A 16,848-nucleotide genomic window follows, 5' to 3' on the forward strand; every position below is an offset into this window, starting at 1 on the left:
CAATTAAACAACTACCACAGCTATGAATAACTTTCTTGAAAAATGGGGAGAAGCAGCTTATACTTCCACAGGTTTCTTCTGGATGGCGTTATGGGCATTTATACTCGGTTACATTGTAAGTTCTGCTATTCAAATTTTTGTTACCGAAAAACGAATGCAAAAAGCAATGGGCGACAAAAGCATTAAAAGTATTGGGTTAAGTTCTTTTTTTGGGTTTATAAGTAGCTCTTGTAGTTTTTCAGCTTTAGCTACTACAAAATCATTGTTTCAAAAGGGCGCTAGTTTTATTGCATCTATTGCTTTTTTATTAGCATCTACCAATCTGGTAATTGAGTTAGGGATTATTATTTCAATCTTTTTAGGTTGGCAATTTGTAGTTGGTGAATACCTTGGTGGTGTCTTACTCATATTTTTTAGTTGGTTGCTCATCTACTTAATAAAGCCTAAAAAACTCATAGAAAATGCCCGAAATAGACTTGAAGATACTAAAGATGAAATGGAAAACGATGCATCAATAAAAGAAAAAATTAAGTCGACCGAAAACTGGATAAAAGTAGGGAAACAATTTGGTATGGAATGGAAAATGGTTTGGAAAGATGTAACTCTAGGATTTACCATTGCAGGTATTGTGGCTGCTTTTGTTCCTGATTCTTTCTTTCAAACTCTCTTTATAAATACTGGAGAAAATACAGATTCATTCAGTTTTTTCACTTTACTAGAACATGTAATTGTTGGACCTATAGCCGCTTTTATCACCTTTATTGGTTCTATGGGAAATATACCTTTAGCAGCTTTGCTTTTGGGTAAAGGAGTTAGTTTTGCTGGTGTATTGGCATTTATCTTTAGCGATTTGGTGGTTTTTCCTGTGTTAAGAATTAATGCAAAATACTATGGATGGAAGATGTCGTTTTTTATACTTTTTCTACTATTCACTTCACTTATTGTTACCTCATTAGCTTTACACTACGGATTTGATTTAGCTGGTCTATTACCAGAAGCTTCTGGCAAAAGCATTACTGAAAGCGAACATTTTAAAATTAATTACACCTTCTTTTTGAACATTGCTTTTATTGTAATCTCTGGAATATTGATTTATCTGGGTTTTGTTATAGGTAAAGATGTGATGCATCATAAAGAAATGGCTCCAAAGAGTATGACATTAGAGAAAGTATTAACCGTTCTTGTGTTTATCTGTTTTGCATGGCTTGTTGGTGGTATAATTGTAAAATTATTTGTGCTATAAATAAAAAAGCGTTTTGGAGTAGATCTTCCAAAACGCTTTTTACCTATCAATAGAATAGGTTACAATTCATTTTTGTACACCTTTCCATCTTTCATAATGAGCTTTAAGTTTTCTTTGTAGTTTACAATTACCTGCTCATCTTCTAGTGGGTTTCCTTCATAAATTAAAAGGTCTGCGTAAGCACCGGGCTCAACTACGCCCAATTTACCTTCAGTATAAGGATCTAACTTGCCGCACATTGCCAGCAATTTTGCATTGCCAGAAGTTGCTTGCTTTAGCACTTCTAAAGGTGTATACCATCTTACTCTAGATGTAAATTCTTGAAGTGCTCTTTCTTCACCACCAAGTGGACCGAAAGCATCTGTGCCATAACCAAGGTTAACATTGTACTTTTTAGCCAATTCCATTTCGTTAATTGCACCGGCTCTTACCTGTAGTGACTTCTTCATTCGGTTGGTGAGCTCTACGGTAGAATCTGGAGCTGGTCTTAAACTCCAATAACTTTGTGGTACTAACCAAGCATCTTTTTCTTTAATCAATTTCATGGCTTCTTCGTCTACCAAATGTCCATGATCTATACATTTTACACCAGCTTCTAATGCACGAATAATTCCTTTTGATGTATAAATGTGTACTGCTACATAAGTATCCCAGTCAGCAGCAGCTTCAACAGCAGCACTTAACTCATCTGGCGTAAATTGCACTGAATGGATAGGATCAAACTCAGATGAGATTCCACCACCGGCCATCACTTTTAGTTGTGTGGCTCCATTTTTTAAGTTTTCTCTAGCTGCCTTAAGCACTTCTGGTCTTCCATCAACTAAATAAAACCAACCTTGCTGGTCCATTGGTAAATTACCTTTGCCAGCAAAGTGTGGGTTAGGTTCACTCGGATTTCTAAAGTCACCATGCCCAGAAGTTTGCGAGAGAAAACCGCCAGAAGGGTAAATTCTTGGTCCGGGAATAATGCCTTCGTCAATAGCTCTTTTGAGGCCAAAAACTGGTCCACCTAGATCGCGTACAGTAGTAAAACCCAGCATTAAAAAATTTTCGGCTGCTTTAGTAGATTTAGCTGCAATGTACATCCAATGCTCGCTGTTACGCCTGTCGTTTCCTCTTGAGGTAGTTGCCAAGTGCGTGTGTGCATCAGACATACCGGGAATAAGTGTTTTGCCTTTTCCATCTATAATGTTGGCGCCATCTGGTGCAGAAAGATTTTTTCCAACCTCTTTTACAAGGTTATCTTCAATTAATACACTTTGTCCATTTTTCAATTTATCACTGGTTCCATCCCATACATTTACATTTTGTATTAATGTAAAGTCTTGGGCAGATAAAAAATGAGAAAACAAACAAAGAAAAATGAGAGTAGTAAAGTTTAGGGATAATTTTGAATACATGATATTGAAGTAGTTTTAATCATTAAGAGATAATCAAATATAGCCTTATCATTAAAAAAATATCAATATTTCGATATATTCATTATTAATTTAAATAGATTATTGATAGTATTTTATTAAAAATACAATTTTAGGCTTGTGAAATAAAACTAACTTCACCTATTTTTCGCTTCTTTCTACATCATACCAAAGCTGAACAAGACCAGAAGGATAGGATATACTTTGTTTGTACTTAATATTTTGCTCAGGTCTACCATCTTTAAACAAGGGAATGCCATTACCTAATAGATGAGGGATAACTGAAATAATAAGCCTATCAATTAATGAATTTTTAAGCAATTCAAAAACAATTTCTCCACCTCCATCGCAATAGATATCTTTACCTTCTTTGGTTTTCAATTTTTTGATTAGCTCTACCACATTGTTATGATAAACTACATGCTCTTTTGTTCCTGTTTGTGATTTAGAAATTACATACACATTTTTATCTTTATGAGGTATATCAATACCAAAAGATAGCACTTTATCAAAAGTTTTGCGGCCCCAAATTACGGTGTCTACTTGGTATTGGAATGCATGATATCCATAATCTTCGTTGGGCACTTCTACCATAGAAAGAAAGTCTATATTGCTATCTTTTTTAGCAATATAACCATCAAGACTCATCGCGATGTAAAGAATTAATTTTCTATCCATAAAAAACATCTATATATAACTTACCTTATTCTTGTAATAACCATAAGTAATTACAAAACCACTTCGCTATCCTTCTAAATTGCAACTATTTTTTCTCAAATTGATAACTTTTATTTAAAATTATTTACAAATATTCCCCTTATTTCTTGTGATTTTTCCAACTTCATTATTAATTTTCGTAATTAGTAATTGCATTTTTTAAATGTATAATTGCATTATTCTGGAATCGACAAATTTTTTGACTAAAAATTAATCTAAAATTGCAAAAGATAAACATACTACAAAAAAAAGGTAGTAAACCTGAGACAATAGTATTTATACATGGAAATTCAAGCTCAAATAGAATCTATGATTCACTATTTGGTTCAGACCTTATTCCCTATAATCTTATTAGCTTTGATCTTGAAGGTCATGGCAATTCAGAAAAAAATGGTAGTTATTCTATTGAAGGGTTTAAGAAGAATATTTTAGATGTATTAAATACAATTAATGGAAAATTTATTTTAGTTGGACATTCATTTGGCGGACATTTAACTTTAGAAATTGCAGACGAAATATCTGAGTTAGAAGGTATCGTGATATTTGGAACTCCTCCATTAAAAAATCCAATTAATTTAAATGAGGCATTTTTGCCAAATCCACATGGTGCTACCCTATTTACAGAATCACCTTCTCAAAAAGAAGTTGAGGCATTTTTTGAAGATACAGTAACAATTAAAGAAGTCATTCCTATTTTACAGGAAGATTTTGATAAATCAGACCCAAAAATTCGATCGGCTATAGCATTAGGTATTGCAACACCAAATGCATTTAAGGATGAAAGGACTGTTTTTCTCGGATTAACGATTAACAAATGTATTATTCATGGAGAAAATGATTCTATAATCAACCTAGATTATATTAAACAAATTCAGACAGATGCGAATAATTCCTTTGAAATCAAAATCGTTAAAAACAGTGGACATTATCCATCTTTAGAACAACCAGATGATTTTTTAACATTAATAGCAGATTTTGCTAATTCAACATTTGGATAACTGTTATGGCTCGGTTTACTGAAAATGAATCTATTAGTAACAATAGACTTCATGTTTATCGATTGGTAAAACTATCTGAAAAAGACCCTAAAGTCTTTAAGTCAGTTTGTGAATATATGCCCTATCCTATTACTATAAACAAAGTGGATAGTCTGGATTTGGTGTATATGAACCACATGTCTATTAGTGGTTTTGGTAACGAAATCGCTGATACTATTTTGTCTAAAGGATTCGGTAAGTTGATAGAAATATCAGACAAACAAGTACTTAACCGGATGCTGTTTTTAATCAAAAATTACAAACAAGAGAATGACCGAAACTCAGTTTTAACCTATTTACAACGACTGAAACTCGGTGGAGAAATGTCTTGGTTGTTAAGCAACAAAATCTTTTATGGCGATGGCAAATTGTATTTCAATTTTTTTTACTCTTTAAACGATTTAGGTAAACCAGGTAAAGTACTAGAAGATATACTTGGCGAAGCCTATGTAAACAGAAATGGCTGGGAGCTATTTAGTTCTCTCTCCAAAAGAGAAAAAGAGATAATGCAATTGTTTGCCAGAGGGCTTAACAATAAAGAAATTGGCGACAAGCTTTTTATCTCCAAATTAACAGTAGATACTCATCGCAAAAACATATTTAACAAGCTGAAAATTAAATCTTTCAATGAACTATTTAAACTCGCGCAGGCCTTCTACCTAATAGAAGAATATTAAACTGAATGATATGTTTCGACTTACTGAAATAGAAACTTTAAGTAATAACAAATATCAGATGTACCGGTTGATGAATCTTTCGCAAAAAGATCCTGAAACGTTTAACAGTATATGTGATTTTCTTCCTTTTTTTATCACCATCAATAGTGTAAAAAGCCTTAGATGGATTTACTACAATAATGAAGTTAAGAATTCTTTCGGAAGCATTGCCGAAGATTGTATTAATATAGGTGCAAGCGCCATCGAAAACATCTCAGACCAAAATGTTTTAAAACAGGCTTTATTTGCTATTGATCAGTTTAAAAACATCAACGATCATCAGGCAATACTCACATTACCTCAAAGAGTTAAGATTGAAGATAAAATGACTTGGGTGGTGAGTAATAAAATGTTTTATCATCACGATGATCAGTTTTTTAATTTGTTTTATAACCTAACCGATTTAGGTAAATCAGGACGAATAATAGAAGATATTTTGGGTGAAACATTTATTAAAAGAGATGGCTGGGAAATATTTTGTTCTCTTACTAAAAGAGAGAAACAAATAATGAAATTATTAGCTAATGGGCATACAAGTAAAGAAATTGGTAACATGCTATTTATTTCTAAATTAACTGCTGATACTCACCGAAAAAACCTTTTTAGCAAACTAGATGTGAAGTCTTATACAGAGTTGATAAAACTGGCACAGGCCTTTGAGATTATTGAAACATAACTCGCTATTGCTTTCTCAATCTGATAAAACAATTTACAGTATCTTCAACATTGTTATACCATTCAACACAATAGCCTTCTGGAGCCAAATCGTAGTGTTTGATTAATTGGTCAAATGCATCTTTAATTTTCTGTGGGTTTTCTCTAAAATGCTCAACTATAATAGAAATATACTTGCCTTTTTTTAATAACAAAGTTTGACAATTGTATTTTTCTGCCTCATTAGCAAAAGTCTCTTCCGTTGCTGCTTTATAAACTATAATTCCATTTTCTGGTCGGGAGATGCCGAAATACTTTCTATCTCTAGAGAATGGCACCATATTGTGCAACTTTTGATGTGCTTCCAACACACCTTCTGGAAATGATATAGCCTGAATATAAAATAATTTAATGTTACTTTCTAAAATAAACTCTTCCATTTTATAGGGTTTTAATTTGATTATGCCTACAATTTTAAAAGAATTTAAACTGAGAAAACTGGTAACAAAACGACACTTCTGTGGGGCATTTGCGGCAAAAAAAACCTGCATAAAACAGGTTTTCTTTTAGAGTTTTATTCCCATAAAAAGAATATCATCTCGTTGCTCGGTATCTTCGAGTTGCTTGTTTAGCTCTTCAACTATTCTCTCTTTCTGAGACGCAAGTGGCAGATTAAGATAATTTTCAATAATGCCTTTCAATCTAGATTTACCTAATCGCTTTCTGTTTTTATCATTTTGATCTTTCAAGCCATCACTACCAAGATAAAGGATGCTACCTTTATCAAGAATTATCTCATTATCTTCAAACACCCTATCTTCGTTTTGAAAACCACCCACAGACTTTCTAGAGCCTTTAAAAGTATTAAGAGTTGTATCGTTTGCTTTTATGAAATATAAAGGATTTTTAGCACCACTAAACTGCAACTTCACCTTGCTATCTGGTAGGTTTTCTAACTTTAGAATTATTAAATCCATGCCATATTGGTTACCGGTTGTTTCTTGTCTCAATAGGTTTTTAACCTCTGTGTGTAAACTTTCTAATATTACCGAAGGGCTAACCAAACCTTTAACTGCAATTACCTTATCTAGTAATACACTTCCTAACAAAGACATAAAAGCTCCCGGAACACCATGACCAGTACAATCAACCACAGCTAAATAAGTATAATTCTCAACTTTTTTCAACCAGAAAAAATCACCCGAAACCACATCTTTTGCCTTAAACACAACAAAGTTTTCTTCGAATGTTTCTTCTAGCTCTTGTTGTTGTGGAAGAATGGCATGTTGGATAACTTTTGCTGCATCTATACTACTTGCTATTTGATTTTCGCGATCTTTTAATTTTTTGTTTTGCTTCTCAATAAAGTCTCTCTGAGCCATAATTTCTTCTTGCTGCTGCTGTAACTCTTCGTTTTGCGTGAGTAGCATTTGATTGGCCTCATCAGTCTTCTTTTGTTCTTGTTTAATCTGTAGAGACTGATATGTAATAGAAATAATAGCACAAATAGAACTTGTAAACATAATTTCATCAAACGTCCAGTCTCTGTAATTGAACTGATGTTCGAAGCAAATTACACCACCTAGCTTTCCATTTACATAAAATGGAACATCTAGCATAGAATAAATTTTTAATGGTTTTAAATAAACCTCAGAAAATTCATAAGTATATTCATCTGTATGTGCATTGTTAGCTTTTATCACAACTTCGTCGTCTAAAGCTTTAAAGTAAGAGGGAAAATCTTTTCCATACAGACTTACTCCATTAGAATGCTTATTTTCATCTCTTTCGAAAAGATCGAGACAAGTAATTGAATAATTCTTTTCGTCAAATTCCCAAATACTTGCTCTAGATACATTTATAGAATGAGATAAAGCTTCTGTAATTACTTTTAAAGCTTCTTCTAGGTTTCCTTCCCTTATTTCATCATTCTTAGTTAAGCTCAATAAGATATCTGTTTGATATCTCAGTGTTTCTTTTCTATCAGAAAGGTTCTTTTCATGTATTTCTAATTTTTTAAACTGTGCCTTAACTATACCTTCTAGTAGGTTGGCATGTATATGATTAAGTGCATTTTTAAGATATGAATTCTTTAGCTCTTCACTTTTAAAACTATATTCTATTTCACTATTTTCAGACTTTTGAAGAATGCCTGCTTCAATTATACTATCTAGTTCTTCAATAATCTCATCTTTAGTTTTCCCTGTTATTTCTTCTAATTCTGGCAAATTAAAAGTTGCACCTAAAGTACTTGCTATAAAAATGAGTTCTGATTGTGTGTCGATTAGCTTATCATTTTCCTTGAAATCCATATTTCAACCTTTTATATAGTTACATTTACCCAACGATAAAAACTTGATGAATTTCAAAGTCAATTAATCCTGTAAGATGATAAATTTAATAAACATTAAATCTTAAATCTCTCAAAACAATGCATATAAGCATTTACAGAGGGAGTCACTTGCTAAAATAAGAGTAAATAAAGAAGTGATATATTATAGTAATTAGTCACCTTAAATTGAGGTGAATTTGCTGCAAATACATTGTTATATTATCAAATTATAGCAAATAGAATTCTTAACAATATGCAAATTTTACTTTTTGGAAATTGCACCTAACAAAAATATTATATTTTTGTTATCCATTAAATAACAATGCTAATCATAATACTAAACTCCAGACTAGCGAACTGTTTTTTCTATGAAATTCATCAAATTGATTATAAATAATTTTTTTGCAATTGCCTTCAATAAAAGCAGTTTATTTTTACGAAAAGCTAAACCTTAAAATGCATTATAGGTTTAGTACTTATTAGAAATGCGGGAAGAAAGTTTTTAAAACTATATGAGTAAAAAGGATAAACTGCCAATACAAGAAGACATCTCTGAGGAGTTTTTAGAACAAGCACTTGAGAATTGTGCCAATGAACCTATCAGTACTCCGGGGTCTATTCAGCCGCACGGTGTCTTATTCGCTCTTGATCCATACACGTATAAAATTAAATGTGTAAGTGATAATTTGGGACTTTATTTCGATATCGCTCCTAAAGATGCATTGGATAAATCTATAGAAAGCATTTTGGGACACGAAAACTCCAATTTGTTAAAGAGAGTAATTATAAACAAGCCATTAAAACCGATTCAGTCTATACGAATAACTATAGATGGTTTAGATTACGATGCTAATGCTCATCTAGCTGGCGAATTAGTAGTTTTTGAAGTTGAACCTGTTCCTGAACAAGACATTACTTTAAAAAACGATTTCTTTTATGATGATTTAAGAAATTTTGCACTCGCTCTTCGTTCAGCAAAAAATGTAGACGAATTATATGATATTGTAGTTAAGCATATTCGTGAAATTACCGGTTACGATAGAGTAAAACTGTATGAATTTGACCATGAGTGGAACGGCAAAGTTGTTGCAGAAAATAAAGGCGAAAACATACCAGGATATAAAGGCTTAAACTTTCCTGCAAGTGATATACCCCCACAAGCCAGAGCTTTATACGCAAAAAATTTCTTAAGAATTATCTGCGATATACGCTATAAGCCTTCTAACATAATTGCTTCTCCTGCATTTGAGAATAAATTACCACTGGACATGACATATTCAGTGTTAAGAAGTGTATCTCCAGTACATATTCAATACCTCAAAAACATGGGAGTTAGTGCTTCTATGTCTATATCTATAATGCAAGGGGGAAAACTGTGGGGCCTTGTAGCCTGCCACCATATGACAGGTAAATACCTTGCCTATCGCATTAGAATGGTAGTAGAGCTAATGGGACATATGTTTTCTTCGTTACTATCTTCTTTTAATGAGGTTGAAAGTAAAGAAGATAAAGAAAGCAGAAACTCTCTTCTCTCTCATTTATCTAAATCTTTAAATGAGAAAAATAGAATAGATGAGCCAATAGCTAAAAAACTTATTGAGACTATGAAAGCTGAAGGCATGGCTTTTAAAGTAAACAATAAAGTTGAACAGTTCGGAGATTCACCATCAAAAGACACACTCTTAAAGCTTTTTAGCTTTTTTGAAGCGAATAGCCCTTTGGCAATTTTTCAGGTAAATGATACAGAAAATATCTTTAAAGACGAACCTGAACTTTTAGAAATTAAAGGAGGAATTTTGGTAGTGCCTATAAGTCACGCTACAAATGACTCAATTATTTGGTTTAGAAAACCTCAGGTAGAAAAAGTGAAGTGGGCAGGTTTGCCTGAAAAAAAATTAGAAGAAACAAAAGCCGGATACCGATTAGCGCCAAGAAGCTCTTTTGAGTTATGGCAACAAACCGTTCAAAATAAATCTACACCTTGGTCTAAACTAGATGTTGATACAGCTCTAGCAGTGGTTAGGTTAATTCTCGAACATGAAAAAAATGTAGCCAATCTTGCTAACCAAGCTAAAAGTGAATTTTTGGCTAATATGAGTCATGAGTTAAGAACACCCATGAACGCAATTATTGGAGTTGCTAACATATTAGATAAAGATCATGAGTTAAGTGATAATCAAAAAGATTTAATTAAGACTTTAAAGGTAAGTTCAGAATCTCTTATTACGCTTATAAATGATCTACTAGATATGGCTAAGGTAGAATCGAATAAGTTAAAACTAGAAAGGATACCGTTTAACTTTGCTGAGATTATGGAAAATGCCAGATCTGTAATGTCAGTAAAAGCTAATGAAAAAGACTTACAACTCAATTTTAGTTATCCAGATAAAAAAGAGTTAGACTTCTTAGGAGACCCGAATAGAATTAGACAAATCTTACTTAATCTGTTAAGTAATGCGATTAAGTTTACAGATCAGGGCTTTGTAAATGTATTGGTTAAAATAAGGAGAAAAGAAAACCTAGACAGTTGTGATGTAATACTCTATGTTTCTGATACGGGTATCGGAATGAGTGAAAAACATATTAAAAGAATTTTCGAGAAATTTACGCAAGCAGATAAATCTATTGCAAGAAATTATGGTGGTAGCGGCTTAGGTTTGGCTATTACCAAATCTTTTGTAGATATGATGGGAGGAAAAATTTCTGTAACTAGTCTTGAGGGAATGGGTTCTCAATTTCAAGTTGAAATTCCGCTTGACATTGCGCATACAAACACCAAAAGACATGGTAATGTAGAAGAAAAGAAATCTTTACAACCAGAGCGAACAGAGGTTAATCCAGAATCTAAGAAAAAGAAGATTTTGCTTGTAGAAGATTATGAAGGAAATATTGTAGTAGTAATTTACTTCTTGCAATACATGGGTTTTGAAACTTATGTTGTAAACAATGGGCAACAAGCATTAGATAAAATTAAAGAAGACAAATACGACTTGGTTTTAATGGATGTACAGATGCCAATTATGGATGGTTTTGAAGCTACTCAAAGAATTAGAGAAATGCAGGAATCTGGTGAGCTTTATAAATGTCCTATTATCGGAATGACAGCCCACGCATTTGTAGGAGATAGCAATAGATGTATTGAAGCTGGTATGGACGACTACATTGCTAAACCTTTTTCTAATGAAGATTTGAAAGATATGCTTGAGAGATATTTGAAATAGTAATTGTATAGTGAAGATATAAAGGGAAAAGCACGTATAGTACTTTTCCCTTTTTTATGCCTATAATAATTCAACATTTTATCAATTTCAATCTGTAAACCTTCAAAATCACTTGGGCTTGGTGCTTTATTTAGCTTTACTTTTCAATCATATACGGAGTACACCAAAGATCCCAAAAGTCTATATAAACAACTTTAAGTTTTTTATGGCTTTTTTACTTCCAAGTAGGTCTAATTCCCGGAGCGTAAGGGAAACGCATTTCTTTGTATTCTTCTAAATCTCCAGTTGGAGCATTCATTGATGCAGGAAAGTCTTTTTGTGAAAATTGCTGGAAATATAGCAAACAAGAGTTTTTCCACCAAACCGCTTCTTCTTTCTGGATATTCAATAAAGCTTCAACTTGTTCAAATCTTTCATTATCAATCTTACTTTCTAGACTTTGCCATGTTGTGAGCATCTCTCCTACTGATTTTACACCCTCATCATACTTTAGGCATAATCCATCCCAAAGTGTTTTACCAGATTTGAGCTTGTAATCCCACGATAAATGATGAAACCAAAGCAAGTATTTTTCTGGGCAAGTATCTAAAATGGTAAACAATTTTTCGACCTGCGGAGCATATTGACTCAAAGCATTGCTACCTGTTTTGGTTCTATCAAAACCAATACCTGCTGAATCCGCTTTGTGGTAATAAACCGATGTCCAATCGGGTCTACCACCTGTTACCCAAGGGCCGGGACCATAATGGTGATTTCTACCCATAATATGATGCAAACCTAAGGGAGTCATATAATTGACACATGCTTCTCTTGATGCTAGCATCAATTCTTCAACTTTTTGAACTACATCATCATCATTACTAAAAGTTAGTTTAGTCCATTCTTTGGCAATCTCACCTGAACTTAGTGTATGATCCCAAGCTAATCTCCCAAAAGCAAACCAGTTTGCTTGCCCAAATAGATGGCCTGTCCAGTTTCTATCATTTCCGATATTAGCCACACCTGCTATTACAGAGTTATTTCTGTTATATGCAGTGCCATCAATTATATCTGCCACAGTACTTTCATTTTTGGGCAAATAGGTTCGAGAATCTAAACATTCTTTAAATAATGGAGCTAGGTAAACCAGATTTGTACCCTGCCCTAAGTATTCCTGCGTAATTTGTAATTCGAGTGCTAAATCAGTTTTAGGCATTTTCCCGAAAAGTGGATGAAACGGCTCTCTTGGTTGGAAATCGATTGCACCATTTTTCACTTGAATAAAAACATTTTTATTAAACTTTCCATCTAAAGGTTCAAACTCATTATTGGCTTGTTTGGCTCTGTCTTCTGGTACTTCGTGGCTGTAAACAAATGCTCGCCACATTACAATTCCACCATGAGGTACAACTGCTTCAGCCAGCATATTAGCTCCATCGGCATGTGTCCGGTTGTAGTTTTGCGGTCCGGGTTGACCCTCTGAATTTGCTTTTACTAAAAAACCGCCAAAATCTGGAATAGCTTCGTAAAGCTCATCAGTTTTAGACTTCCACCAATTTCTCACTTCTGGCTCTAGTGGATCAGCAGTTTCTAAACCGCCAATCTCAATTGGAGCACTAAATCTTGCAGTGAGATATACTTTTAATCCATATGGTCTAAAAGCATCTGCCAGAGCTTTTACCTTTTCAATATAAATGGGAGTAAGCACCAATGCATTCGCATTTACATTGGTAAGCACCGTTCCATTAATACCTATTGATGCATTTGCTCTGGCATAATCTATATATCGCTGGTCAATGTAGCCGGGTAATTTGTGCCAGTCCCAGATTGAAAAACCGGCATAACCTCTTTCTACTGTTCTATCCAGATTATCCCAGTGGTTTAATAAGCGATTTTTTATTTTAGGAGAAGAACTGTATGCATGCTCTATTTGATTACCTGCTTGCAATTGTCTTAGTAAATAGAAAGAGCCATAAAGCAAACCTACAGGCTTTTTTGCTAAAACAGCCAAATGTTTTTGACCTTGGCTATTTACAAAATCGATTAAAAATCCTTCGTTACTTAACTCATTCACTTTTTCTAGAAGTGTTGAATTAGATTTAACAATTTGGCTTTCTGATGTTGCAATAATTAGCCCCGTGTAAGTTGTTAAATTTTGAATAATTGTTGGCTTGTTACCTAACATGCCTAAAAAGGCTCTGTCTAATTCCTCTTTAATAACTTTTGCCGTGGCTGAATTATCATCAATTAATACTTCTGTAAAAAGGCTTTGTATATATTCCTTATGTTGGGAGTTGGTAACTGGCTGGTATCTTAACCATAATTCGTATCCATCTTCTGCTTGTATCTTAAAAGAGCACAGTAAAATAATGAGTAAAAAAAATACTCTTAGTGGTTTTTTCATTTTCATCTTTAACATATATCTGTTAGTTTATTTTTGAGTTTAAGCTCAAAAAATTTATCTAACTTAAGATATTGGAAAAATTACAGATTTGAAAATGAAAAAGGGATAAGATATTTAAATCTTACCCCCGGAAATGATGAATGTAGCTTCCAGACAATATTAAAACTTTAAAGTATCTGGCAAGTATTTAGCTGCCAAATCTTCATAATATGGTCTAAGTTCTTTTACATTTGGTGGTGTAGGTGCTTTCGAATACAAATCGTAAGGATTGAATGCTTGCACCCACTTAAACATTTTTCTATCGTGATCATTCATTAAATGATCGTAAGCACCTTCGCGATGTTGCGAATAGAAAGAATGATAACGCATCATATATAATGCAGGTTCCGGCATATGGTCTTTCATGATGTGGTATAAATATTCATCGTGTCCCCAAGACATATGAACATTATCTAAACCACAATTAGCCTCATACACACCGTATTTTGTATTGTATTTTTCGTCTTTCGAATCAGGGTTTTCATCAAAAAACTCAGGGTAAACTATCTTATCTGAGAATTTGCATCCTACTGGAAAAGTATCTCCAACAACTGCCCATTGCTCTTCTCCGAAAAGACATAATACTTTCCCTAAATCGTGAAGAAAACCAGTTAAAACAAACCAATCTGGATGACCATCTGCTCTTATGGCTTCTGATGTTTGCAATAAATGCTGTGTTTGATCTAGATCAATATCCGGATCTGAATCATCTACTAGAGTATTTAAAAATTCTACAGCATCCCAAAGAGTCATTTCTTTTTTATCAAACTTAAGATACTCTTCTTTTTTCTTTTGAACAAAATCGTAGGTTTGATAATGATGATTTACTCTATAAAATTCTTTTACTGTATCTCTTGCAGGATCATCATAATTACGATACTCATCTTTTGCTTTATGTCCATTCTCTGGGTAACGCTCTAACAAGTCCTCTTCCCAGAGTTCTTCAATATCAAGATTATGCTTTTCTTTTTCCATATTTTATTAGTTTAAGCTGATAAATTAATCATTTTTCTCTAAAATTCATTGTCCTAACCAAATATAAATTGCAATAGTGAGCAAAACCAAAATTATGCCCATCAGTTTTGCATACTTCCATTCGTGCAAATCCATTACTCCAATGTCTGATGGTTTAAATGTATTTGTATTCGGATAAAACTGAGACACAACAAACATTATAATCATATTCAGTACAAATTCGATTCCCCATAGATGCACAAAATGAATATCTACCTGAAATACAAAACTGGTTAAGATGTAAAATGCCAGTCCGAAAAACAGTGCAACTTTTGCAGCTCTTGCAGAAATTTGTGGAATAAACAACCCAGCTAACATTATTGAAGCAATCGGAATAAAGAATATTCCATTTAACTGCTGCAACAATTGGTATAAGCCATCTGGAGCACCAGCAACTAATGGAGCCGCTAAGATGGCAAAAATTGCGAGTACTAAGGAGGTTAACTTACCTGAAATAACCAACTGTCTATCAGAAGCATCCTTTTTTATATATCTCTTATAGATACCGATGCTAAAAAGTGTGGCTGTACTATTTAATACACTATTAAAAGTACTCAACACTGCTCCCATTACAACAGCGGCAAAGAAACCGACAAAGCTCAAAGGCATTACTTTTTTTACCAGTTCCGGATAGATCATATCTTGACTATCGTACAAACTATCGCCAAAATAGTAAAACCCAATTACACCGGGTAACACTATTATAATAGGAACCAATAATTTTAAAACCCCAGTATATAACAATCCTTTCTGAGCTTCGACTAAGTTTTTAGCTCCTAAAGCTCTTTGTATTATGGTTTGATTCATCCCCCAGAAATACAACTGGTTTATTACTAAACCTGTAAACAAAGTACTGAAAGGCAAAACTGAATCTGGTTTACCAATTACATTAAATTTTTCTGGTGCTACCTGATATACTTTGCTAAGCCCATGCATAACATTGCCATCTCCAATATCCCACAATGCCAACAGAGGAACTAGCAAGCCTCCAATAAAAAGTCCAAATCCATTAATTGTATCTGAAAAGGCAACTGCTTTTAAACCACCAAAAATCGCATATATAGAGCCAATTACTCCGATTATAATTACAGTATACCAAAGCCCTTCGGTTTGGCTAACACCAAATGTTTCTGATATGTTAAAAATGCTTTCTAAATTAATTGCACCTGTATAAAGCACAATGGGCAAAAGCGTAACAACAAAAGAAACAATTAGAAATACAGCTACTAAAGTTCTAGTAAAGCTGTCAAATCGATGTTCGAGGTATTGAGGTATGGTGGTTAAACCCATTTTTAAATAGGTAGGCGTAAAATACAATGCCGCTACAATTAGAGCCAGTGCAGAAGTAACTTCCCAAGCAATAATTATAAAACCATTTTTGTAAGATGAGCCATTCATACCTACCAAATGCTCTGTAGAGATATTGGTAAGTAGCATTGAACCGGCAATTACAATTCCGGAGAGACTTCTACCACCTAAAAAATAACCATCTTGTGAGTCGAGTTTATCGTGTCGGAGTTTATACCAAGAATAAATAGCAACAAAGCCAGTAAAGGCAAAAAAGGAAAGGTAAGTTTGCATATTAGTTTTTCATATTTACTTCTTCAGTTAATAGCTAACCATTCTCACAACATAATGTTGAAGTCTAAAATCTATTAACTGAATATTGGGTTATGTTAGACTTAGATTAAATAACCTTATTGTCTTTTTCCAATATTAATATTAGTTTTTAACTACACAAAACTTTAAGTGCAAACAGCTATACAAAACCCGCTTTTTTATGGATTAAATCTCGATTATTTGGTTTAAATGCAATTAATTAAGATTTTAATCTTTCCTCATTTTAAAAATGAATCATATACACTTACACTAAAAATATTTAAACTATACTCGGGGATATTTGTAAATATTAAAAAATTTAATGACTTTCCGCTAAATTTATATTTTAAATACAAATACTGCTTAGTCAATTTGAATTACAACAAATTGAGCCAATACAACTTATCTATTTATCACTGATCAGATTAAAAAATGGAAATCTAGTATTAGATTACTTTTGATTTTCATTGTAATA

Annotated in this window: 12 protein-coding genes; 5 read left to right on the plus strand and 7 right to left on the minus strand. The window is 33.2% G+C overall.

Features of this window, described 5'->3' with window-relative positions; translation table 11 throughout:
* Positions 1–22 precede the first annotated feature (22 nt).
* Entirely contained in the window at positions 23–1,243 is a 1,221-nt protein-coding gene (locus tag OQ292_RS24905; protein WP_284686699.1) for a permease, read from the plus strand.
* A 59-nt stretch (positions 1,244–1,302) separates the two neighbouring features.
* On the opposite strand, the gene OQ292_RS24910 is transcribed toward OQ292_RS24905, so the two are convergent.
* Together OQ292_RS24910 and OQ292_RS24915 are read right to left on the minus strand one after the other, a co-directional pair.
* Positions 1,303–2,643 carry a metal-dependent hydrolase family protein gene (locus OQ292_RS24910; protein ID WP_284686700.1) on the minus strand — a complete coding sequence of 447 codons (1,341 nt, stop codon included), beginning with the start codon at positions 2,641–2,643 and terminating at the stop codon, positions 1,303–1,305.
* A 159-nt stretch (positions 2,644–2,802) separates the two neighbouring features.
* A complete protein-coding gene (locus OQ292_RS24915; protein WP_284686701.1) occupies positions 2,803–3,339 on the minus strand; it encodes a dihydrofolate reductase family protein in 537 nt (178 codons plus the stop codon).
* A 260-nt stretch (positions 3,340–3,599) separates the two neighbouring features.
* Between OQ292_RS24915 and OQ292_RS24920 the strand changes: the two genes are divergently transcribed.
* From OQ292_RS24920 to OQ292_RS24930, 3 genes are read left to right on the plus strand one after another with little or no spacing between them, the layout of a single operon-like run.
* Positions 3,600–4,376 (plus strand): alpha/beta fold hydrolase, encoded by a 777-nt coding sequence (locus OQ292_RS24920; RefSeq protein ID WP_284686702.1) that lies wholly within the window; start codon positions 3,600–3,602, stop codon positions 4,374–4,376.
* A 5-nt stretch (positions 4,377–4,381) separates the two neighbouring features.
* Positions 4,382–5,092, plus strand: coding sequence for a response regulator transcription factor (locus OQ292_RS24925; RefSeq protein WP_284686703.1), 711 nt, complete (start codon positions 4,382–4,384; stop codon positions 5,090–5,092).
* 10 nt (positions 5,093–5,102) lie between these two features.
* Positions 5,103–5,807 (plus strand): helix-turn-helix transcriptional regulator, encoded by a 705-nt coding sequence (locus OQ292_RS24930; RefSeq protein ID WP_284686704.1) that lies wholly within the window; start codon positions 5,103–5,105, stop codon positions 5,805–5,807.
* A 4-nt stretch (positions 5,808–5,811) separates the two neighbouring features.
* Here the strand turns inward: OQ292_RS24930 and OQ292_RS24935 are convergent, their stop codons facing one another.
* Both OQ292_RS24935 and OQ292_RS24940 read right to left on the minus strand, forming a co-directional pair.
* On the minus strand, positions 5,812–6,225 hold the full coding sequence (locus tag OQ292_RS24935) for a transcriptional regulator (RefSeq protein WP_284686705.1): 414 nt from the start codon (positions 6,223–6,225) through the stop codon (positions 5,812–5,814).
* A gap of 126 nt (positions 6,226–6,351) precedes the next feature.
* Positions 6,352–8,097 (minus strand): GAF domain-containing SpoIIE family protein phosphatase, encoded by a 1,746-nt coding sequence (locus OQ292_RS24940; RefSeq protein WP_284686706.1) that lies wholly within the window; start codon positions 8,095–8,097, stop codon positions 6,352–6,354.
* Positions 8,098–8,629: 532 nt separating this feature from the next.
* Between OQ292_RS24940 and OQ292_RS24945 the strand changes: the two genes are divergently transcribed.
* Positions 8,630–11,338, plus strand: coding sequence for an ATP-binding protein (locus OQ292_RS24945; RefSeq protein ID WP_284686707.1), 2,709 nt, complete (start codon positions 8,630–8,632; stop codon positions 11,336–11,338).
* A gap of 214 nt (positions 11,339–11,552) precedes the next feature.
* Here OQ292_RS24945 and OQ292_RS24950 read toward each other — a convergent pair whose 3' ends face one another.
* The 3 genes from OQ292_RS24950 to OQ292_RS24960 all read right to left on the minus strand — a co-directional run bounded on the left by OQ292_RS24950 (position 11,553) and on the right by OQ292_RS24960 (position 16,355).
* Positions 11,553–13,727, minus strand: coding sequence for an alpha-glucuronidase family glycosyl hydrolase (locus OQ292_RS24950; protein WP_284686708.1), 2,175 nt, complete (start codon positions 13,725–13,727; stop codon positions 11,553–11,555).
* Between the two features lie 153 nt (positions 13,728–13,880).
* Entirely contained in the window at positions 13,881–14,735 is an 855-nt protein-coding gene (locus tag OQ292_RS24955; RefSeq protein ID WP_284686709.1) for an inositol oxygenase family protein, read from the minus strand.
* Positions 14,736–14,780: 45 nt separating this feature from the next.
* Entirely contained in the window at positions 14,781–16,355 is a 1,575-nt protein-coding gene (locus tag OQ292_RS24960) for a solute:sodium symporter family transporter (protein WP_284686710.1), read from the minus strand.
* Positions 16,356–16,848 lie beyond the last annotated feature (493 nt).

It is taken from the genome of Chondrinema litorale (genome assembly GCF_026250525.1).
GTDB classification, from domain to species: domain Bacteria; phylum Bacteroidota; class Bacteroidia; order Cytophagales; family Flammeovirgaceae; genus Chondrinema; species Chondrinema litorale.